This is a genomic window from Cyanobium sp. Maggiore-St4-Cus (genome assembly GCF_024345615.1).
GTDB lineage: Bacteria > Cyanobacteriota > Cyanobacteriia > PCC-6307 > Cyanobiaceae > Cyanobium_A > Cyanobium_A usitatum.
This window is the reverse complement of the sequence record NZ_JAGQBL010000021.1, coordinates 1-20,442: the sequence shown is the minus strand read 5'-3', so window position 1 is coordinate 20,442 and position 20,442 is coordinate 1. Positions and strand designations below refer to the sequence as shown.

General features: G+C 62.7%; 20 protein-coding genes and 1 pseudogene. 8 read left to right on the top strand and 13 right to left on the bottom strand.

Features of this window, described 5'->3' with window-relative positions; translation table 11 throughout:
• Positions 1–326 precede the first annotated feature (326 nt).
• Positions 327–500 (top strand): hypothetical protein, encoded by a 174-nt coding sequence (locus KBY99_RS14380; protein ID WP_254999746.1) that lies wholly within the window; start codon positions 327–329, stop codon positions 498–500.
• A gap of 879 nt (positions 501–1,379) precedes the next feature.
• Here the strand turns inward: KBY99_RS14380 and KBY99_RS14375 are convergent.
• Both KBY99_RS14375 and KBY99_RS14370 read right to left on the bottom strand, forming a co-directional pair.
• The gene (locus KBY99_RS14375) at positions 1,380–1,727 is read right to left on the bottom strand and encodes a YgaP-like transmembrane domain (protein WP_315858001.1); all 348 of its coding nucleotides are present in this window, start codon (positions 1,725–1,727) and stop codon (positions 1,380–1,382) included.
• Between the two features lie 18 nt (positions 1,728–1,745).
• A complete protein-coding gene (locus KBY99_RS14370) occupies positions 1,746–2,882 on the bottom strand; it encodes a rhodanese-like domain-containing protein (RefSeq protein ID WP_254999745.1) in 1,137 nt (378 codons plus the stop codon).
• Between the two features lie 102 nt (positions 2,883–2,984).
• Between KBY99_RS14370 and KBY99_RS14365 the strand changes: the two genes are divergently transcribed.
• Genes KBY99_RS14365 through KBY99_RS14350 form a run of 4 tightly spaced genes read left to right on the top strand, consistent with a single transcriptional unit; the run spans position 2,985 to position 6,048 of the window.
• Positions 2,985–3,323, top strand: coding sequence for an ArsR/SmtB family transcription factor (locus tag KBY99_RS14365; protein WP_254999744.1), 339 nt, complete (start codon positions 2,985–2,987; stop codon positions 3,321–3,323).
• Positions 3,324–3,370: 47 nt separating this feature from the next.
• A complete protein-coding gene (locus tag KBY99_RS14360; RefSeq protein ID WP_254999742.1) occupies positions 3,371–4,927 on the top strand; it encodes a carboxypeptidase M32 in 1,557 nt (518 codons plus the stop codon).
• Positions 4,928–4,957: 30 nt separating this feature from the next.
• Positions 4,958–5,545 (top strand): inorganic diphosphatase, encoded by a 588-nt coding sequence (locus tag KBY99_RS14355; RefSeq protein WP_254937014.1) that lies wholly within the window; start codon positions 4,958–4,960, stop codon positions 5,543–5,545.
• 14 nt (positions 5,546–5,559) lie between these two features.
• The gene (locus KBY99_RS14350) at positions 5,560–6,048 is read left to right on the top strand and encodes a L,D-transpeptidase (protein ID WP_106502424.1); all 489 of its coding nucleotides are present in this window, start codon (positions 5,560–5,562) and stop codon (positions 6,046–6,048) included.
• A gap of 279 nt (positions 6,049–6,327) precedes the next feature.
• Here the strand turns inward: KBY99_RS14350 and KBY99_RS14345 are convergent, their stop codons facing one another.
• Genes KBY99_RS14345 through rpoD form a run of 4 tightly spaced genes read right to left on the bottom strand, consistent with a single transcriptional unit; the run spans position 6,328 to position 11,071 of the window.
• Positions 6,328–8,346 (bottom strand): chloride channel protein, encoded by a 2,019-nt coding sequence (locus tag KBY99_RS14345; protein ID WP_254999741.1) that lies wholly within the window; start codon positions 8,344–8,346, stop codon positions 6,328–6,330.
• On the bottom strand, positions 8,321–9,271 hold the full coding sequence (hemC, locus tag KBY99_RS14340) for a hydroxymethylbilane synthase (protein WP_254941667.1): 951 nt from the start codon (positions 9,269–9,271) through the stop codon (positions 8,321–8,323). Before hemC ends, KBY99_RS14345 begins: the two co-directional genes overlap by 26 nt.
• A gap of 25 nt (positions 9,272–9,296) precedes the next feature.
• Positions 9,297–9,695, bottom strand: coding sequence for a DUF1824 family protein (locus KBY99_RS14335; protein WP_254999739.1), 399 nt, complete (start codon positions 9,693–9,695; stop codon positions 9,297–9,299).
• Complete coding sequence (rpoD, locus tag KBY99_RS14330) at positions 9,692–11,071, bottom strand: RNA polymerase sigma factor RpoD (protein WP_254999738.1); 1,380 nt, start codon at positions 11,069–11,071, stop codon at positions 9,692–9,694. The genes KBY99_RS14335 and rpoD overlap by 4 nt, the downstream gene beginning before the upstream one ends.
• Before the next feature lie 439 nt (positions 11,072–11,510).
• Between rpoD and priA the strand changes: the two genes are divergently transcribed.
• Positions 11,511–13,727 carry a primosomal protein N' gene (gene priA / locus KBY99_RS14325; protein WP_254999737.1) on the top strand — a complete coding sequence of 739 codons (2,217 nt, stop codon included), beginning with the start codon at positions 11,511–11,513 and terminating at the stop codon, positions 13,725–13,727.
• A gap of 9 nt (positions 13,728–13,736) precedes the next feature.
• Here the strand turns inward: priA and KBY99_RS14320 are convergent, their stop codons facing one another.
• From KBY99_RS14320 to KBY99_RS14310, 3 genes are read right to left on the bottom strand one after another with little or no spacing between them, the layout of a single operon-like run.
• Complete coding sequence (locus KBY99_RS14320) at positions 13,737–14,855, bottom strand: DUF3153 domain-containing protein (protein ID WP_254999734.1); 1,119 nt, start codon at positions 14,853–14,855, stop codon at positions 13,737–13,739.
• The gene (argB, locus tag KBY99_RS14315; protein WP_254999749.1) at positions 14,848–15,726 is read right to left on the bottom strand and encodes an acetylglutamate kinase; all 879 of its coding nucleotides are present in this window, start codon (positions 15,724–15,726) and stop codon (positions 14,848–14,850) included. Before argB ends, KBY99_RS14320 begins: the two co-directional genes overlap by 8 nt.
• Before the next feature lie 40 nt (positions 15,727–15,766).
• Positions 15,767–16,315 carry a DUF2854 domain-containing protein gene (locus tag KBY99_RS14310; protein ID WP_254999733.1) on the bottom strand — a complete coding sequence of 183 codons (549 nt, stop codon included), beginning with the start codon at positions 16,313–16,315 and terminating at the stop codon, positions 15,767–15,769.
• Positions 16,316–16,337: 22 nt separating this feature from the next.
• On the opposite strand from KBY99_RS14310, the gene KBY99_RS14305 reads away from it, so the two are divergent.
• On the top strand, positions 16,338–16,541 hold the full coding sequence (locus KBY99_RS14305) for a hypothetical protein (protein ID WP_254960932.1): 204 nt from the start codon (positions 16,338–16,340) through the stop codon (positions 16,539–16,541).
• A gap of 23 nt (positions 16,542–16,564) precedes the next feature.
• On the opposite strand, the gene KBY99_RS14300 is transcribed toward KBY99_RS14305, so the two are convergent.
• Complete coding sequence (locus tag KBY99_RS14300; RefSeq protein WP_254999747.1) at positions 16,565–17,053, bottom strand: single-stranded DNA-binding protein; 489 nt, start codon at positions 17,051–17,053, stop codon at positions 16,565–16,567.
• 31 nt (positions 17,054–17,084) lie between these two features.
• On the opposite strand from KBY99_RS14300, the gene KBY99_RS14295 reads away from it, so the two are divergent.
• Entirely contained in the window at positions 17,085–17,873 is a 789-nt protein-coding gene (locus KBY99_RS14295) for a precorrin-6A/cobalt-precorrin-6A reductase (protein ID WP_254999731.1), read from the top strand.
• A 6-nt stretch (positions 17,874–17,879) separates the two neighbouring features.
• On the opposite strand, the gene KBY99_RS14290 is transcribed toward KBY99_RS14295, so the two are convergent.
• From KBY99_RS14290 to KBY99_RS14280, 3 genes and pseudogenes are all read right to left on the bottom strand, one after another.
• Positions 17,880–18,878 carry an adenosine kinase gene (locus tag KBY99_RS14290; RefSeq protein ID WP_254999730.1) on the bottom strand — a complete coding sequence of 333 codons (999 nt, stop codon included), beginning with the start codon at positions 18,876–18,878 and terminating at the stop codon, positions 17,880–17,882.
• Positions 18,878–20,197 (bottom strand): adenylosuccinate synthase, encoded by a 1,320-nt coding sequence (locus KBY99_RS14285; protein ID WP_193486180.1) that lies wholly within the window; start codon positions 20,195–20,197, stop codon positions 18,878–18,880. Before KBY99_RS14285 ends, KBY99_RS14290 begins: the two co-directional genes overlap by 1 nt.
• A gap of 88 nt (positions 20,198–20,285) precedes the next feature.
• Positions 20,286–20,442: pseudogene (locus tag KBY99_RS14280) on the bottom strand (photosystem II protein Psb27); the annotation flags it as partial.

Genomic DNA, 20,442 nt, shown 5'->3' with positions numbered 1-20,442 from the left:
AGGGTGCAAGCAGGGAAGCAGTAGTACAAAGGGTCAAAAGACAGGGAAATGCAGCAATGCGGCGCATGGCTAAGCGTCAAAGTCTTCCTGTAATAGCCGAAAAGACGCAGCCGCGCCTAGTCGAGCAGCCAGTGCGGCAACCTGGCCCAGCAACGCGCTCAGGGCGGTTCTGATCCACTGATGCACTAAAAGAGATTTGGAGTGCTCTCCGGTAGCCGTCGCCATTGGCGAATAATTGTTGCTTCCCGTGACCACCTGGTCGGTGCGAAAGGTGGCCAATTCTCTGCAAACCGAGCTTGCGGTCGGCGCTATTTAGGCAGGAAAGGTTGCGGTATGACGAAACGACCAAGCAACTGCGCCAGCTAGTCGATCAACTCGAAATCCTGATGCTGGTGGAGCAACTCCAATCCGTGGGCATGTGGTGTGCAGCGTTTAATCAGCTCGAAGATCGCGAGGTACTTGATCTTCTGGTGGCGGCAACACCCAATACGCCCAACTGAAATCACTGCTTGCCTTTTACCTCGAGATCGTGAGCACCCTTTTGCACAAGGTAGGAATTAATTGCCTCTTTTAAGACGGCGCCAAGTTTCTTGCCCTCGAGAATGGTTAAAAGTTTTAAAGCTCGATGCTCTTCCACGGAGAGCTCAACGGTAATTCTTGGCATGATTGTGAAGGGACCTGAGCTGATGTGACAAATCTATGCCAATACTAGTGGAGGATGTGCAATCGGATATCAACACCTAAACGTCAATGCTTCACCACAGGATTGTGAGATAATGCACTGGGCCAAGGGTTGGATTGGTGAATTAGTGATTGAGAGCTAAGGCTAATTTTGCAAAAGCGTCCCGGTGTCCCAGAAGCGTCGCAGCATTCCAGGTTGCCAGGCCTTGCGGTGGCCACCTCCCCCGTCAGGTCAGTGCGGCCAGCCGGTCGAAAGCTGGTTTCATTAAGGCTGGAGCTCTAGGAATAAATAATTGTATTCAGGGCTTATCGGCCTCGCCAGCCAATGCAAAATACAAAGACTAAATGGTTGCGAAAAGACAAAGCGGCCAGCTATTCAAGCAGACATCTCTTCAGTGATGTTGGCGCCACCAGTGCCAGCTTTCAATATTGATCAACAACCCAAGCAGGGTCATCACCACCATCAGCACGATCTGATCAAGGCGTGCATCTGGCACCAAACAGCAGCGGCAAGGCGCCCAGTGGCACTTGGCTGTTGATCTCGGGTGACTGCCCGTGGAATAAGGGCATCAAGGCCAAATCCACGTGGAACAGCATGGCCAGCAACCAGGCAATCCAGAGAGTGATCAACCGCTGGGCATGATTTGTAGTGGAGCGCATGCATCCATCCAGGTGTTGGGGGCAAGCGCCTGCTGCCATCAAATCGAAACCCGGTTCCAGGGCATCAGGGCCAGCAGGCGGGCCATGCCACAAAAACCACTGATGCCAGCAAACACCAGGCCGGCTCCCACAAACCAGCTGAGCAGAATCCAAGCCGGCGCCACCCAGCTGCCGAGGCCCAGACCGAGCAGCACCAAAGCGCCAGCGGCGATCTGAACCTGGCGCATCAGCGGCAGGGGGGCGTTGTTGAGCCTGTGCAGCGGCAAACCAGCCTGCTCCCAGCTCGGGATGCCGCCATCTAGATCGGCAAGGGGGCTGGTGTGCCCGTCCCGCACCAACTGGGCTAGGGCCTGGGCATTGAGACGGGTATCGAGGTCTGGTTTCATGACTGATAAGGAGGTTGATCAGGTTGAAGCGACGCCTTGCAGCGGGTAGCCCTCATCCGCCCAGCGGGCCAGGCCGCCGTGGAGGTTTGCCACCTGGCTGAGGCCGGCCTTAAGCAACTGCTGGGTAGCCAGGGCCGAGCGGCTGCCGGAGTGGCAGACCACCACCACCGGTTGATTGACGGGAAGTTCGGAGATGCGACCTTCCAGTTCCGGCAGGGGAATCAGCAGGCTGTCCGCCACCCGACCGTCGGCGCCGCCATATTCCTCAGCCGAACGCACATCCAGCAAGGTGAGGCCATCAAGGTGGGACGCCACCCAGGCGGGGGAAAGTTCAGGCAGGCCTGCATAGCTGCGTTGCAATGGCGCCCAACATGGGTTTGCAGCAGGGCTGGTGACGCCCTGATCCACGGGCTTGCCAGAGCGCATGTTGCCAGGCAGGGCTTCGGCGATCCTGTGGGGGTGGGGTAACTGCATGGACTCCATGTGACCAACGAAATCCCTTTCGGTGGCCATACCGCCCAGGCGGGCGTTGAAGGCTTTTTCTTCAACGACCGAGCTGACCGTGCGGCCCTCGTAGTCGTGCCCTGGATAGAGCAAGCAGGAGTCGGGCAGGCTGAAGAGTTGCTGGGTAATCGAGGCCCAGAGGGTATGGGGGTTGCCCTGCTGAAAGTCACAGCGACCGCAGCCCCGCACCAGCAAGGCGTCACCACTGAATGCCATCGACTGATCGTCGAGCACAAAACTGAGGCAGCCATTGGTATGACCTGGGGTGCTGCGCACCTCGAGCCAGCGAACACCAAAGGACAGCCGATCCCCGTGCTGCAGGGGCATGGTCACGTTTTTCGCCCTAGCGGCTGCAGCCAGGCCAATTGCACAGCCAGTGGCCTCGTGCAGCAGCCAGCTGCCGGTGACGTGGTCGGCGTGGGCATGGGTATCGAGGGAGGCCACCAGCTCGAGCCCCAGCTCACGGAGTAGGGCGAGATCCCGGCCGTGGCGCTCAAACACCGAATCGATGATCACCGCCTGGCGACTGGACACATCGCCTATTAAGTAGGTGAAGGTGCCGGTCTGGGCATCAAAAAGCTGGCGGAAGAGCAGGGATCCCCCTCCAGCCGCTGCCCGCAGGGAGATCGGCGTAAACGGGGCGACAACCATCGCGGCATTGCAGCTTGCTATGACCATAGCCGCATAAAGGCGTCACGTCCGGGGTTGCTCGGGGGAATGCGGCTTGCGACATAGCTGCGACATAATTAATAGATGGCCTATTCCAGCTCCATGCCGTCTCCCCAGTTGCTGGAGGAGTACTGCCAGTTTTTTCGTTTGCTGAGCGAGCCGGCGCGCCTCCAGTTGCTTTGTCAGCTCAGGGCAGGTCCCATGGATGTGGCAGCACTAATCGAAGCCACTGGCTTCTCCCAATCCCACATCAGCCGCCAGCTCGGCCAATTGCAGCGGGCTGGCCTAGTGCGCTGCGAGCGCGATGGGGTGCGCACTATCTGGAGTGCCGAAGGCGCCTTGGTAGACGAGCTCTGCTCCCTGGTGCAGACCCGACTCAAGCGACGTCTGGAGAACCAGCTAGCCCAACTGCAATCAGCCTGAGCGCGCCAGGCCTGAAGCCGGAAGAATGGCCTTAGCAGAAGTTCCCCATGGCGCAGCCAAAATCGCCCCTAGATCAGCTGCAGGAGCACCTACGCCAGAGCCAGCTGCTGGGCTCAATCAGCAGTGCCCTCTATTACGACCAGAACACGGTGATGCCGGCGGCCGGTGCCGAATGGCGTGGCGACCAACTGGCCCTGTTGGCCAGCCAGCTACACGAACGCCAGAGCAGCCCTGCTTACGCCGATCTGGTCGAGGCGGCGGAAGCTGAGCTTGAAGCCAGCACACCGGCGGCGGTGCGCCGCAACCTGCAGCTACTGCGGCTTGAGCTAAATCGCCAGCGCTGCCTAGATCCCCAGCTAGTAGCCCAGATCGCCCAAGCGCAGTCGCGCGGCAATGCCATCTGGCAGGAGGCAAGGCGCCGCAGTGACTTCAGCATCTTTGCTCCGGCCCTGGAAAGCCTGATCGGCCTACGCCGCGAACAAGCGACCCAACTTGCCGCCGCCGAAGCCCAACACCGCAGCCCCTGGGAAATCCTGGCCCAGCCGTTTGAGCCCGACGTCAGCAAAGAACGGCTGCAGCAGCTGTTTGCCCCACTGCAGGCCGAGCTGCCCGTTCTGCTCCAGCAGGCGGCAGCAACCCAGGTATCCCCCCTGCCAGAGCTACCCGAAGCCCTGCAGGAAAATCTCTGCACCGAGCTGCTCAACAGCTGGGGCTACGACCCGGCCTACTGCCAACGCTCCCGCTCGGCCCATCCCTTTTCCTGCACCGTGGGCCCCCAGGACTTCCGCATCACCACCAGGGTGGTGCCGGATCAGCCACTCTCGGCCTTCCTTGCCACCGCCCATGAATGGGGCCACTCCCTATATGAACAGGGCCTGCCCCGCACGGGCAACCACTACTTCCCCTGGCCCCTGGGTGAGGCCACCTCGATGGGGGTGCACGAGTCGCAGTCGCTGTTCTGGGAATGCCGCGTGGGCCGTAGCCGCGCCTTCGCCGAGCGCTGGCATCCGCGCTTCTGCGCCGGCTTAGGCAGCGGTGGTGGCAGCGGCGTTGGCAGCGGCAGTGATCCCTGGGGCGGCGCCCACGGCTTCTGGCGAGGGCTGAATCCCCTGCGGCCCGGCCTGATCCGGGTGGAAGCCGACGAGCTCAGCTACTGCTTGCACATCGTGCTGCGCTTTGAGCTGGAGCTGGCCCTGCTCGAGCAGGACATGCCGGTGGCAGAACTACCCCAGCAGTGGAACCAACGCATGCAGAAGCTGCTTGGAATCCAGCCGCAGACTGACGCAGAGGGATGTCTGCAAGATATCCACTGGGCCGAAGGCCTGTTTGGCTATTTCCCCAGCTATGCCCTGGGCCATCTGATCAGCGCCCAACTCGCGGAAACCATGGAGCAGGAGCTTGGCGGCCAAGGTGCCATCGAGGCCGCTATCGCTGCTGGTAAAGAGAGCAGCCTGCGGGACTGGCTGGCCAGCAGGGTTTATCCCCTGGGCCGCAGCGTCAATGCGGAAGAGCTGGTGGAGCAGGTGAGTGGCCAGAGGCTCAGCGCGGCAGCCTTCCTTCGCTATCTGCGCAACAAGCTGGAGCGCCTGCAGGCAGATACTTAAGATGCTGCTTAGCCACTCAAATTCCGCTTCATGGCGAACATCGACCACGCCCCGAGCCGCACGATGCTCAACCTGTTGCACGTGCTGCCGGCCTTCGCCGATGAAGCCAAGCTGCGCGTGAACGCGATCGTGGAGCTCAACTCCATGACGATCAACAAGTACGAATTGATCACGGAAACCGGCCACCTCAAGCTGGATCGCGTCGGCTATTCGTCGCTGGCCTACCCCTTCGCCTATGGCTGCATCCCCCGCACCTGGGACGAGGACGGCGACCCCCTAGATATTGAAATTGTCGGTGTCACCGAGCCCTTAGTACCGGGATCGCTGGTGGAAGCTCGGATCATCGGCATCATGACCTTTGACGACGGCGGCGAGGTCGACGACAAGGTGATCGCCGTGTTGGCCGATGACAAGCGTATGGACCACATCACCAGCTTCACCCAGCTTGGTGAGCAGTGGGTCACGGAAACCCAGTACTACTGGGAGCACTACAAAGACCTCAAAAAACCCGGCACCTGCAAGGTCAATGGTTTCTTGGAGCCAGTAGAAGCCGTGCGCATCATCAAGGAGTGCGAACGGCGCTATCTCCACATCATCGACACCAAGCTGGTGAACTAAGCGCCCTTATTTCTATGGCTGACTACCTCAAACCGCTCTGGATTGCCGCAGCAGCACTGGCAATGGCCCCGGCTTGGACCCCTGTCCAGGCCCAGAGCAACAGCCGGGAAATTGTGCTTCAGCTTGACAAGCGCACGATCAGCCTGCGTGAAGGCGGCAAGGTGCTGGGCAGTTGGCCAGTGGCGATTGGCGATCCCAGCACCCCCACACCAGTAGGGCGCTTCTCGGTGCAAAACAAGGTTGTTAATCCCAAATACCAGAGCACCAAAAGTGGCAAGATCAACGCCACCGTCGGACCAAATGGCCCCTTAGGTGATCGCTGGCTTGGATTCCAGAAAAGCGGACCCAACCAGTACGGCATCCATGGCACGCCAAATGCTTGGTCCTGGACGGTGACATCACGCGCAGCCGTTACCAATGGCTGCGTGCGCATGCTCCACGAGCATGTGCGCTCCTTATTTGATCAGGTGGAAGTCGGTACGCCAGTAATCGTGCAGCGCTGAAGCCAGCCGATTGTCGGAAAATATTCTGGAGATAACCCCAGCTGCAGCCGCAAGTTGGGGTTATCGGCGTACCTTATAAGGCCAAAACAAGGCATGAGGCCTTTCGACTGCGTCTATGTCTGCGGTTCCCCACTCCAATCATTCCTGCGAACCCCAAGTGAGCACCACCTTGAAGTGGGCCAGTGACGGCGAGCTTTCACCCCTTGATTTGGAGCGGATACTGGCCAGGTTAAGTGCGGTTGATCCAGCAGCCCAGGCGCTCTGTAGCCAGCTGCAGACTCAATCCTGAGCCCAATCCCCAGCGGGTGTGAGCTGGCGCGCTAGGGCCCGGGCCATGCCATCGCGGCTGGCCAAGCCACGTAGAGATGCAACCGGCAAACCGGGATTGGGAAGGCCATGGGGCAGGGCTGCCGCCGCCGCAGCCGGCACATCAAAAACCGGCAATTGGCGCAAGCCATTTGGCCTCAGCTGGTCTTCCAGCTGAGCAAGCTGGGCAGACATCGGCAGCCATACCAAGTCACTGCGGCGACAGGAGAGCAAGGTGGGCACCGGTAAAGAGCCGTCGTCATTGAACTCCCGCTCGGCACTTAGGGCCCGCTGCAGATCAGCCAGGGTGACCAGCCCCACCACCCAAGCCCCATCAGCCACCACCAGACAGTGGCCGTGGGCCTTCACCAGCTGAAGCAAGGCCTTTTGGGCTGGTAACTCAGCTGCCAGCACCAGGGGGGCCTCGGGCTCGAAAGCCTCAGCCACCTGCAGGGCGGCCAACTGGCGGCGGCGATGCTCCTCTTGGGGGTCAGGCCCAAGTAAGCCCGGATCAGCCAGGCCCTGCCAGCGCTCCACCAAGGCAGCACTGAGGCCTGCGGCGGCCATCAGCGGCAGCACAATTCGAATATCGCGGGTGAGCTCAAACAGCAGCAAAAGGGCCGTAAGAGGAGCCCTGGCACTACCGGCCAGCACAGCGGCCATGCCCACCATGGCGTAAGCGGGTGGCTCAGCCACCGGCAGGTGCAGGCCACTATCACCAAGCAGCTGGCCGTAGCAGTTGCCGAGCACCGCTCCCAGGAACAGGGATGGGGCAAAACCACCGCCAACAAAGCCGGTGGCATTGCTGATACCAGTTGCTAAGAGCTTGACACCCAGCAATACCAGCAAGGTGAGCAGGGGTACGCCACCCTCGCTGCCAAGCAGGGCCTCAATCGTGTCGTAGCCGACACCCAGCACCTGGGGAAAACCCAGAGCCATCACACCCACAGAGGCACCCCCTAGGGCGGTGGGCAGGCCTGGCGGCAGCTGGCCCAGCCAGGCCTGAAGCCGCTCGCTGCGGCCTGCCGCCAGCAGGCTCACCAAGGCCCAGGACATCAAGCTGGCCACCAGGCCCAAACCCAGATAAAGGGGTAACTCCAGCGGTGAGCGCACCTCGTATGCAGGCAAGCGCAAAATCGGTGTGTCGCCGAGCAGCAATTGGGTGACCAGCGAGGAAGCCACCGCCGCCACCAGCACCGCCCGCAAGCTGGGCCGGCCCTGAACGGCACTGAAGCTTCCTTCAAAAGCAAAAAACACCCCGGCGATGGGTGCCTTGAACCCCGCCGCCAGGCCTGCGGCCACTCCCGCGGCCACCAGGGCTTTCTGACTCTGGGGAGAGAGCCCGCCGCGCAGGGCCACCCACAGACCGATATTGCCGCCACTCTCAACGCTGGGCCCCTCCGGGCCGAGGGAGGCACCACTGCCCAGGCTGAGGGATGCACCCAGCAGGCGCTGAAAGGGCAAGCGGGGCCTAGCGCTAACGGCGCCATCGGCCATCGCCATCAGGCTGGGTAGGCCAGGGCCCAGATCACCGCCATAGCGGCGCAAAAGACCAACGGCCCAGCCCCCCAGGGTGGGCACCACAACCACCGGCCAGAGACTGATCCAATCGGGCAGTGAGGAAACCGGCAGGGGCAACGGCTCGGGAACGGCCGGGGGCGGTGGCAGGAAGCCAAGCCCGCCGAGACCCACCTGGAGCAGGGCGCGCAGCGGTGTGCCCGTATCAGGAGCCGCCGCCAGCGGCAATTCGGTTGCTAACTCCGGCGGCTGGCTACGACCAACCGTTAGGAGCCCCTCCACAAAAGGTCCAAACAGCCCGTTATTGATGAAGCCCAGCAATTCGTGGAAGGCCACCACTGCCAGTCCAGTGAGCACCCCAATCAGGGCAGCCCAGGCCAGCAGATTCCATTGATAGGGAAGGGCGCGGGCCTCGGCTTCAACGGGGCTGGCCGCCGCTGGCGCTGGTTCAGGCTTCGGGCCGGACAGTTGCAAAAATCTCCTCCAGGATCTCGCCTGCGCCCTGGGCCTTCAAAGCATGGGCAAGGGCGATCCCAATGGCCTCAGGGTCGGCCTGGGGACCGCAAGCCTCATCGCGAATCAGGCGCAGGCCGTCGATGCTTGCAACCATTCCCGTTAATACAAGCGTATCTCCGTCGAAGCGGCTGTTAACGCCGATGGGCACCTGACAGCCCCCCTCCAGCTCACGCAAAAAGGCTCGCTCAGCCAGGCAGCGACGGGCGGTGGGCTGGTGCTCCAACACCTTGATCTGCTCGAGCACGGCGGCATCCCCCTCTCGACACTCAATACCCAAGGCACCCTGGCCAACGGCGTGGAGGGAAATGGAGGGGTCGATCAGTTCGTGGATGCGATCCCCCAAACCAAGCCGTCCCAAGCCAGCGGCCGCCAGGATCAGGCAGTCGTACTCACCAGCATCAAGTTTCTCCAGACGGGTGATTACGTTGCCGCGCACATCCTTAAAGCTGAGGTGCGGGAAGTGGTGGCGCAGCTGGGCTAGACGGCGCAGGGAACTGGTGCCCACCACGGCGCCTGCGGGCAGGGTTGCCAGGCTCTTATCGCGGTGTTGTTCATGCACCACTAAGGCATCCGCGGGATCTTCCCGCTCGGTGATGCAGCCAAGCATCAGCCCCTCGGGCAGGTTGGTTGGCAGATCCTTGAGGCTATGGACGGCGATATCAGCCTGTCCAACAAGCATCTGAGCCTCTAACTCCTTGGTAAAAAGGCCTTTGTCGCCGATCTTGGCGAGGGCCACATCGAGAATCTTGTCCCCCTGGGTGGCCATCGCTTCAATCGTGATCTCCAGGCCGTTGTGGGCCTGGATCAGTTCATCGCGCACCCAATTGGTTTGCACCATGGCCAGCTGGCTGCGGCGGGAGGCTATGCGCAGGGGGTTGGCCATCAGGGGCAGATAACAGCCACTCAGATTAAGGGCCGAAGAAATCAAGGGGCAATGGACCCCAGGTGTCTTCCGCAGCCGTATCTGCTGAACAGTGACCGCTGATCAATAGTCCCTCTCCTAGACCGGTTTCAGCGCGCACCTGAAAGCGACCGCTGTTCTGGTTGGCCTTGAGGAAGACCGGACCCTCGATCGAATCGAGGGCAACACCGGCGGGATCTAGCTCCAATTGCGACCAGCCCAGAGCCGTCTCGACCTGACGCAGACAGGTCACCGCAGCCGCTGCAGAGGCTGCCATCACTCCCGCCGTGAACCAGTCGCAGCGAGCCAGCAGCGGCTCAAGCTCTGCCCGCAGCTCCGAGAGCGCTGCGGGGTCGAGCGACGGAGCAGTGCGCAACCCCCGCAGGGATGCCAGGCCCTGACTCACTTGATGTACTCCTTGAGCACGCCGTTGCGGTTGGGGTGGCGCAGCTTGCGCAGGGCCTTGGCTTCAATTTGACGAATGCGCTCCCTGGTGACATCAAAGATCTGGCCGATCTCTTCAAGGGTCTTCATGCGGCCGTCATCTAGGCCGTAGCGCAGACGCAGCACGTCACGCTCCCTGGGGCTGAGGGTGGCCAGCACGCCCTCGAGGTCCTCTCGCAGCAGATTCTTGGCCACATCCTGCTCAGGGTTTTCAATATCGGCCTCGATGAAGTCACCGAGGCGGGAATCCTCCTCTTTGCCGATCGGCGTCTCCAGGGAGATGGGCAGCTGGGCGCTTTTGGCGATGAAACGCAGCTTCTCGATGGTCATTTCCATCGATTCGGCAATTTCCTCTTCGGTGGGCTTGCGGCCGAATTCCTGGGAGAGGGTCTTAGTGGTCTTCTTGATCCGGGAAATGGTTTCGTATAGGTGCACCGGAAGGCGGATAGTGCGTGACTGATCAGCGATAGCCCGGGTGATCGCCTGACGAATCCACCAGGTGGCGTAGGTGGAAAATTTATATCCCTTTTCGTGGTCGAATTTCTCGGCAGCCCGGATCAAGCCGAGGGAACCCTCCTGAATCAGGTCCTGGAAGCTCAGGCCCCGGTTCATGTATTTCTTTGCGATCGAAACCACCAGGCGCAGGTTTGACTGCACCATCTTTTCCTTGGCTCGGCGGCCAAGCATCAGGCGCCGGCGGAACTTGATGGAGGGCATCTCCACCAATGCCGCCCATTCCTTGTTGTCGGGCTGGCGGCCGTGATCGGCCTCAAACTGAGCAGCGATCTCCTCGAGCTGGAGTAGGTCGGCGATCTTGCGGGCTAGCTCGATCTCCTCATCGGGCCGGAGCAGGCGGATACGGCCGATCTCCTGGAGGTAAACCCGAATGGAGTCTTCGGTGTAGACACCTTTAGGCCCCACCTTGATGCTGGCGAGGGCCTTGGCAGCCTTCTCGTCCTTCTCGGCAGAGCTGCCGGATAGGCCTAGATCATCGGCATCGTCTACCTCAGCGGTATCGACGGGAGCCTCAGTCTTGGCCTTGGCCGCTGGGGGTTTAGGCGCTGAGGATTTGCTCGCGGCCGGCTTTGCTTTGGTAGCAGCCTTTGCCTTGGTAGTAGCAGTTCCTTTAGAAGCAGCAGGGGCTTTGGTGGCAGCCTTTGCTTTGGGAGCAGCCGTTCCCTTGGAAGCAGCCGGGGTCTTGGCAGCGGCTTTTGCTTTTGGCGCAGCCTTTGGCTTAGGTGCAGCCTTCTTGGGCTTTACTTGCACCTCTTCACCGGCCGCCGTGGCCACCATCAAGATTTCAGGAGTTGCTTTCGGCTGGGCAGCAGCAGGGCTCATAGGTAACGAAAACGAAACAACAAAACAAATGGGCGGAAACGCATCGCCTGAAATCGGGTCTAGAGATCTTCTGCCTGCAATCGGCAGAAAATTGTTTCAGCTACGCCGGGATTAGCCGTAGGAGCTGGTGCAAGACCACGAAAACGGGAACGAAACCTCTGAACGGTGGTAGTCGGCAAGGAAAAGTCGAGCGACCCGGCAAAAAGCAAGGGGTCGGTGGCCGAGGCCTGGAAGGGTTGGCCGAAGCCTGGACGGGTTGGCCGAGGCCTGGACAGGGCTGACAGGGGTGGTCGCAGACCGGGAGGCCGAATGGTGGGAGGCTGGCTCCCGGGGTCTCACTTCAGGTCTTCCCGCTGGACGGAAATCTGCTTAGTTCCGACGGCAGTCCTTGAACTGCCCAACATCCACATCCTAAGAATGGGTTGTGACCTGTGCAAGCTTGTCGACCCCCTGGCTGCAGATCTGGCTCGAAGCCGGGCGCGAAGGCCAGGTATTCACCTACGCCAACTCGCCAGAAACCCCGGCCGGGATTGGGGATTTGGTGCGGGTGAGGCTGCAGGGCCGCCCGCACACCGGCTTGGTGGTGGGCTGGCTTGATCAATTACCCGCGAGTCTCAGCAGCAAGCGAATACAGCCGATCCTGGAGGTTTGGCAGCGGGCTGCCGTAGATCCCGATTGGCAAAACTTAATGACAAGCGTGGCGGCGGAGTGCCACACGAGCCTCTTCAAAACTCTGAAAAGTGCCCTGCCACCGGGCTGGCTTGGCCAGCGCAACCAGGGGCCAAGCAGGCCAAGCCGTGCAATCTGGCTGGTGGAGCGCTCCGATACAGCACTCCTCAGCCAGCCCCTCACCGAGCGGCAGCAGCAACTGCTTGAGCACCTTGGGCGCCATAGCGGGCCAGTGCCCCTGCGGGATCTTTGTGGTGAGGCTGGCTTCAGTCGCGCCGTCCTCAAGGGCCTGGAGGCTCGGGGCCTGGTGCAGCGCCTTCAGGCTCCCCCCGAAGGTAGTGGAGCTGGCCTGGCTCCGGCCTACTGGCCTGCCCTGACGGAAGCCCAGGCCGCTGCAGTCCAGGCCCTGGCCGGTGCCCCAGCGGGCGCGGAATTTTTGCTCTGGGGTGTTACAGGCGCCGGCAAAACTGAGGTGTATCTGCGGGCGGCCGCTCAAGCTCTGGAGCTGGGGCAGGCCACCCTCTTACTCACCCCGGAGATTGGCCTAATTCCCCAGTTGCTCGACCGGGCACGGGAACGCTTCGGCTGCCGGGTGGTCGAGTTCCACAGCGGCCTTTCCGATGGAGCCCGGGTGGCGGCCTGGCGTCGCTGCCTAGAACCAGAAGCGGTGGTGGTGGTGGGTACCCGCTCAGCGATCTTTCTGCCCATGCCCAGGCTGGGCCTGATCGTGCTCGATGAGGAACACGACAGCTCCTACAAGCAGGACAGCCCGATGCCCTGCTATCACGCCCGCGACGTAGCCCGCCTACGGGCCCGGCACAGCGGGGCGCGGCTGGTGCTCGGCAGTGCCACCCCCTCCCTCGAGAGTTGGCTGAGCTGTCAATCCCCCCAACCAGCCACCCGCCTCCTACGACTGCCGGAGCGGATTGGTTCGCGACCCCTGCCTGCCGTACGGGTGATCGACATGCGCCACGAGCTCGCGGACGGCCACCGTCGCTTGATCAGCCGGGCCCTGATGGGGCGCTTAGAGCAGCTGCAGGAGAAGGGCGAACAGGCAGTGGTGCTTGTCCCCCGACGGGGCTATCGAGCATTCCTGAGCTGTCGCAGCTGCGGTGAAGCGGTGCTCTGCCCCCACTGCGATGTATCCCTAACCGTGCACCGCTCCAAAGGGGGCCAGGAATGGCTGCGCTGCCACTGGTGCGACCACCGCGCCGAGATGGGCAATCGCTGCGGCCACTGTGGCTCCACTGCCTTCAAGCCTTTTGGCGCGGGCACACAGCGGGTGATGGAGCAGCTGGCAACCGAGCTTGAAGGGTTGCGCCTGCTGCGCTTTGACCGTGACACCACCCGGGGCCGCGACGGCCACCGCCGCCTGCTCGATCGCTTTGCCCAAGGGGAAGCCGACGTATTGGTAGGCACCCAGATGCTGGCCAAAGGCATGGACCTACCCCGGGTCACCCTGGCGGCGGTATTGGCGGCAGACGGGCTTTTGCATCGCCCCGATCTGCGCTCCTCCGAGCAGTGCCTGCAATTGCTGTTGCAATTAGCGGGCCGGGCGGGCCGCGGCGAAAAACCAGGCGAGGTGCTGGTGCAGACCTACAGCCCCGAACACCCGGTGATTCGCCACCTGGTGGATGGGCGCTACGAGCTGTTTTTGGCCGAGGAGAGCCAGTTGCGCCGCCAGGGTGGCCTGGTGCCCTTCAGCCGGGCCTGCCTCCTGCGTCTGAGCGGACCAAGCGCCAGCGGCACGGCAACCGCCGCCGCCGCCTTGGCGGAGAGAATCCGCAGCCAAGTGGCGGCAGCCGGCTGGCTGTTGATTGGTCCAGCCCCGGCCCCGGTAGCCCGGGTAGCGGGCAAGAGTCGCTGGCAGCTGTTGCTGCATGGTCCCGCCGCCCAGCCCCTGCCCTTGCCGACTGAAAGCCTGCTGCGGGAGGGGCTGCCTGCGGGGGTGGGTCTGGCGATCGACCCAGACCCCCTCACCCTTTGAGCACCGCGCTCAAGCCGGGAGTTCCGGCAGGCCGAAGCCCAGCAGACGCCGCAGGCGCTCCAGGGCCAGCACCAGCACTAGGGCAAGGGTAATCAGGGCGCCGCCAATACCAAGACCACTCCAGCGCCAGCAGCTGAGCTGCAGGGTGTTGCTGGCGCCAAAGCGCAGGGGCCAGTGCAGGGCAGCTCGTCCAGAAATCGCCGCAGCGGGCTCGGGACTGGCCAGGCGGACAGCCGCAGGGGTCACAGGGGCCAGGTCGATGGTGGCGCTGAAACCCGGCAGAGAGGTGAGCCCACGCAGGTCCACTGTCAGTTCAAGGCTTTGGCGCACCCCCAGCAGCCAATTGCGCTCCCGCAGCTGGAAGTGGGGCGGCTGCAGGGCCACACCGGCCAGATCCGCTGCCGCGCTGAGGTTTGCTGCCAGCAGAGCAAGGGCCTCGGGCGCTGGCAGCACCGGGCTCTCCAGTCGCTGGTGAAAGCCGTCTGCGCCAGCAGATGGCTTGGGCTGCTTGGCCGGGTGAAATCCCTGGGTCAGCAGGGTGCGGCCAAACTGACGGGCCCAGGGCTCGGGTTGGGTGCCGGGGCTCGATAGGCCATGGGCGATCTGCAGCCGGCCCGGCCCCTTGAAGGTCAACTCGCTGCGCACCTCGGTGCAGCCGCCTAGCAGCAGCGTCAGCAGCAACAGCAAAACTGCCAGCACAGCGAAGCCCACTGGAGCCCTGGTTGGCCCCACCGGTGGCGGTGGCGGCGGTGGCGGTTTGTTGGAGCGGCGGCCGCGGGCAAGCTGCTGCATCTGGCCGCCCATGGCCTCGGCTGTGCCCAGATCGGGCAGGGTGATCGACCAATCGCGGGGGCGCTCGAGGGCCGGTGCCTCCAGCACGGTGAGTAGGTCTATGGCCTGAGCCCGCAGGCTGGCATCACGGCAGCGCTTGATCAGCCGGCAACACAGGATCGCCCGGCCGTTGTCGCCCCGCCCCATCCAGGCGGTGGCGAGCAGCAGCTGAATCTCAGCTCCGGTGGCGGTAGCAGCAGGATGCTTACTGCTGAGGGGATCCAACAGGCGTACAACCTGGCCGTAATCGCCCCGCTCGAGGGCTGCACGGGCTGCAGCCAGCAGGTCTTCAGCCATGGCCGACGCGCTGGCTGCCCACCACCATGGTGCCAATCCCCGAATCGGTGAATACCTCCAGCAACAGGGCGTGGGGCACCCGGCCATCAACGATGTGGGCCGCCGCCACTCCCTGGGCCAGGGCCCGGATGCAGCATTCGGTCTTCGGGGTCATGCCGCCTGCCACCACACCGTCATGGATTAATTGGCGTGCGTCCGCCAGGGTCAGCTGACGAATTAGGGAGTCAGGATCGTGGCGATCCTTCAAAATTCCTGCCGTGTCTGTGAGCAGGATCAGTTTCTCGGCCTGTAATGCCGCGGCCAGTTCACCTGCCACGGTATCGGCATTGATGTTGTGGGCCTGGCCCTCAGCGTCGGCGGCCACGCTCGAGATCACCGGTATGTAGCCGGCATCGAGCAGGGGAAAAAGCACTGCCGGATCTACTGCCGCCACCTCTCCCACCAGCCCGTTTACCCCGCCGGCGTAGGTGCGGGCCCGCACCAAGGAACCATCACTGCCGCAAAGTCCCACGGCCCGGCCACCCACCTGATTGATGCCGTTAACAATATTTTTGTTGACCCGGCCCACCAGCACCATCTCCACCACGTCCATGGTTTCCGGAGTGGTGATCCGCAAACCGTCACGGAATTCGGGCTCGATTTGGAGGCGATTCAGCCAGTCATTGATCTCCGGACCGCCGCCATGAACCACCACCGGCTGCACCCCCACCGAGGCCAGCAGCACCACATCGCGGTACACAGCGTCGCGAAGCTCCGCTTGCACCATCGCCGCGCCGCCGTACTTGACCACCACCCTGCGGCCCGCAAAGCGTTGGATGTATGGAAGGGCCTCACTTAGGACCGACACCCTCAGGGTGTCCTGACTGCTGATCAAGGTTTCGCTTGTCGAGGGGGAGATGGATTGAGCGGTCTTAGCTAGCGCTGGGCTCGGGCACCAGAGCGAGGCTGAATTCATCGCGGCGCTCTGGCTTGATGTCGGCACTCAAACCGGGGCCAAAGAAGCGGCCAAGCCGATCAGCGCGGGCCTGCCAGCGATCTAGGGGCACCCCTTCGCAGCGAAAGCGCAGGCGCAAGCCATAGCGGCCATCACAGTCGAGCTCCTCAACACTCAGCAGCTGGGGCGGAGCGTCCTCGTCCCAGAGCTTGAGCACCTCCAGGGAGCTCTCCAGATGGGCTTTCTGTCCGTAGCGCCAGCGATCTACATCGGCCAGCAGCTTGCGCAGGGGCTCGCTCTCCGGCAGGTCCCGCAAATGCTTGAAACGGGAGGCCGGCGTTAGTCGCTTAGGTGGAGGCAGCTCAGAGGATTTCAAGGCCAACCCACCCAACAGGATCGGAATGCCGTAGAAGATCGTCGGCAGGCTGAGATTGGGGATATCGGTGGCATAGGCGATCGTGCCGATCACCGTGAGCACAGCCCCCGCGATGGTCACGAGGCTGCCTGGTGAGAGAAGTGCTTGCATACAGCCATCTTCCTTTATGCCCATGGCGGATGCGACCACCAGCCGGCCCAGCGAAACCGGCACCGCCGAACTGATCAGCAACCTCAAGAGCGACCGGCTTTGGTTGCTGCGCCAAATTGATGCGGGTCGTTGGCCCCAATGGCGCCTGGATCTAGCCGCCCTGGAGCGGGAGCTGGGCCAGCTGCTCGATCAGTTGAGCGACTCCGATTCCAGCGCCGACGCCTAGCTCTGAACGGGATCAATCCCGCATCAAAAAGGGATGTCGTCGTCGTCAGGGAGATCAGGCACCAGCGGGGAGGTATTCCAGGTTGGCGGCTGGGCCCCTGCCGGCGCGGCTGGAGCTGGGGTGGCAGGGGGAGCCGCCGCTGGGGCACGGCGCTGGGGCGCAGGCGCAGTTGCGGCAGCTGGATTGACAGCAGGACTGCTGGTGGCGCCAGGACCCATGCCGTGCAGCCGGGCCAGGGTGAATTCAGCGCGCTTTTCCTTGACGCCGTCCTGACGGGTGACGGTATTCATGCGCATCCGGCCCTCGAGCATCAGCCGCTGGCCAACCTGCACCCGGTTCTGGAGCTCTTGGGCCAGATTGCCCCAGCCGACCACCTTCAATTGACCCGGGGGATCATCAGGACGCAGGCCATCTATCTGGACCGCCATCTCCGCCACCGGCGTCTGATTGTCCTGGGTGTATCGCACCTGGGGCGCTTCCAGCACCTCAACCTCGAGCAGACAGTGATTCACTCCCCGGCAACCATTGGTGGGTCCCATCCTGATGCACGGACCTGAGATTGAGCAGACCTCGCCCCGTCTGTGGCTGATCAGCGGCACCGGCGAAGGCCCCGTAGTGGCGGAGCGGCTGCTGCAGCGCGGCTGGCACCTAACCGTTAGCGTTGTTGGTGCAACAGCGGCCCTGGCCTATCGCCCCCATCCGGGGCTAACCCTGCGCGTCGGCGCCATCGCTGGCGAGCAGGGGGTATGGGCAGAACTGGTCGCCGCCGAATCGGTGGGTTGGCCCTATGCGGTGGTGGTGGATGCCAGCCATCCCTTCGCCTGTGTGGTGAGTCGCCAGCTGGCCGCCGTGTGCAAGCAGCGCCGCCAACGGCTGATACGGCTGCTGCGTCCCACCCTGCCTGGAGCGGCAACGATCCTGCCGAGCCTGGAGACGCTGCGTAGTCGCTCGCTGCAGGGCCACCACCTCCTATTGGCAATAGGTGCACGCCAACTAAAACAGGCGCTGGCCTGCAGCCCCGGCGCCCGTCACTTCGCCCGGCTGCTGCCCAGCCCAAGGGCCCTACAGCTGGCCATGGCAGCTGGCTTGGCGGCCGATCAGGTCGCCTGCCTCCGCCCAGGCTCGGAGCTGGAGGTAGAGCGATCCCTGATTCGCCGCTGGCGCATCACCACGGTGTTGGCACGCCAGTCGGGCGGAGTTACTGAACAGCTCTGGCAGCAACTTTGTGCCGGCACAGGCCCCCAGCTATTGCTGATCGGTAGGCCAGTAGAGCCGGCAGGAGTAGAAGCCCTTGGCCAAAGTGAGCTGTTAGGGGCTCTGGTGCTGCCGTAGTGAAGCTCAGCCCAGGTGCTGGGCTACTAGCTGCTTGAGCGAGCCTTGGGGCCGGGGCCCCAGCTGGGTCACGACCTGACCAGCGCAGAGGGAACCCAGCCGTCCACAGGCCTCGACGGCCTGGCCCTGGGTATAGGCGTGCAGGAAGCCAGCGGCGTAGAGATCACCCGCCCCTGTGGTGTCCAGCAAGGGACCGAGCTGGAAGGGGGCGACGCTGTGGGTGCCGGCGCCATTAAGGACTACCGATCCCTGCTCGCTGCGGGTGAGGGCTGCCAGCTTGCAGCGGCCCCGCACCTGGTCGGCAGCCTCTTCAAAACTATTGGCCTTGTAGAGGGCTGTGATCTCCATTTCGTTGGCAAACAGGATGTCGACGTGGCCGTCCACCAGCTCCTGGAAGCTTTCGCGGTGACGCTCGACGCAAAAAGCATCCGACAGGCTCAAAGCCACCTCGCCCCCATGGGCGCGGGCCACCTCGGCCGCAGTGATGAAAGCCGCCTTGGCCTCGTCGCTGTCCCAGAGGTAACCCTCTAGGTAGAGCACCTTGGCTTGGGCAACCATGTCAAGGTCGAGGTCGGCTGGATCCAGCCCCACCGAAGCGCCCAAGTATGTGCACATGGTGCGCTGGGCATCTGGAGTCACCAGGATCAGGCAACGGGCCGTGGAGGGCCCCTCCGTGGCCGCAGGGGTGTCAAAGCGAGCTCCAACCGAACGGATGTCGTGGGTAAAGATCCCCCCCAGCTGATCGTTGCGCACCCGACCGATAAAGCCCGCCCTGCCGCCCAGTTGGGCAACCCCGGCCAGGGTGTTGGCAGCGGAGCCGCCAGAGGTTTCAAGGCCCGGCCCAACGCTGGCGTAGAGGCGCTCGGCTTGGGCTTCGTCCACCAGGGCCATGGTGCCCTTGGTGAGTTCAAAGTTGTCGATAAGGTCGTCGTTGGCTTGCACCAGCACGTCAACGATGGCGTTGCCAATGCCGACGACGTCGTAGGTCTTTTCCATGGGATCCATTAGGTGCTCAGCAGGGCCCGCTTGGGACCGTGAATGGGGTCTTCTACAACGATCGTCTGATCGCGGTTAGCGCCAAGGGAAACGATGGCGATTGGTACCTCCATTAGATCGGCAAGAAAGCGCAAGTAGCTCATCGCCGTTGGAGGTAATTCCTCCAGGCTGCGGCAATCGGCAGTAGAGGTTTGCCAACCCGGCAAGGTTTCAAAGATCGGCTGGCAGCGGGCGAAATCCTCCGAACTGCTGGGGAAATATTCGATCCGCTCGCCGTCGAGTTCGTAGGCAACACATACCTGGATTTCATCGAGCTCATCAAGCACATCGAGCTTGGTGATGGCCAGACAATCGAGGCCGTTCACCTCCACCGCATAGCGACCGATCACCCCGTCAAACCAACCGCAACGGCGGCGGCGGCCCGTGGTGGTACCAAACTCACCGCCCCGATCACAGAGATGATCGTTGAGGCTGCCTTGGAGCTCGGTGGGGAAGGGACCCTCTCCTACCCGGGTCGTGTATGCCTTGGCTACCCCGATCACCCGATCGATCAAGGTGGGGCCCACCCCTGCTCCGATGCAGGCACCGCCACTTACCGGGTTTGAGGAGGTGACATAGGGATAGGTGCCGTGGTCAAGATCCAGCAGGGTGCCCTGGGCTCCCTCAAACAGGATGTTTTGGCGGGCCCGCGCAGCGCTGTGGATAGTGCGGGTGCAATCGACCACATGGGGCGCTAGCCGCTTGCCGTAGCCGACGTATTCGGCCACAACCGTCTCGAAATCCAACGGCTCAAGGCCGTAGAGCTTCTCGAGAATTTCGTTCTTTTCGGCAAGGGGGCCCGCGAGGCGATCCCGCAACCGATCCCCGTCAAGAATGTCCAAGATTCGGATGCCATTGCGCTCCGATTTATCTGCGTAGGTGGGACCGATGCCCCGGCCAGTGGTGCCGATGCGGCGATCACCACGGCGCTGTTCCATCGCCTGATCCAACAGTCGGTGGTAAGGCATGGTGACGTGGGCCGTAGAAGCCAGCTTCAAGCCACTGATGTCGATGCTGTAGGTGGCGAGCATGTCGAGCTCTCCCAGCATCACCTTGGGGTCGACCACCGTGCCGGAGCCGATCAAGCAAATCGTGTCGGGGTAAAGGATCCCGGAGGGGATCAGGTGCAGTTTCAGCACCTTGTCGTCCACGACGATGGTGTGGCCGGCGTTCACCCCGCCTTGATACCGCACCACAACGTCGGCTGAGCGGCTGAGAAGATCCGTGATCTTGCCCTTCCCCTCGTCACCCCACTGCGCACCGATGACGACAACGTTGGCCAAGGACACAGCGGCCCGGAGCCGCTTCTGAGCACAATCCGAGAGCTTCTCAGATCGTGGGGTCCTTCGTCAAAGATGGTTGGCTTGGATCAGGGCCTTAGGCGCCGCGAGTCGCGTTGGTTTCAGCCTTCTTGAGTTCCTTGGCGATCCGCTCCTTGAGCGCCTCCGGCAGCGGGCGATTGGGATAATTGGTGTAGTGGCCAGCCATTGAGTTGATCGCCGTCTGCATGGTGGTGAAAGAGCCCAAGCCGTTC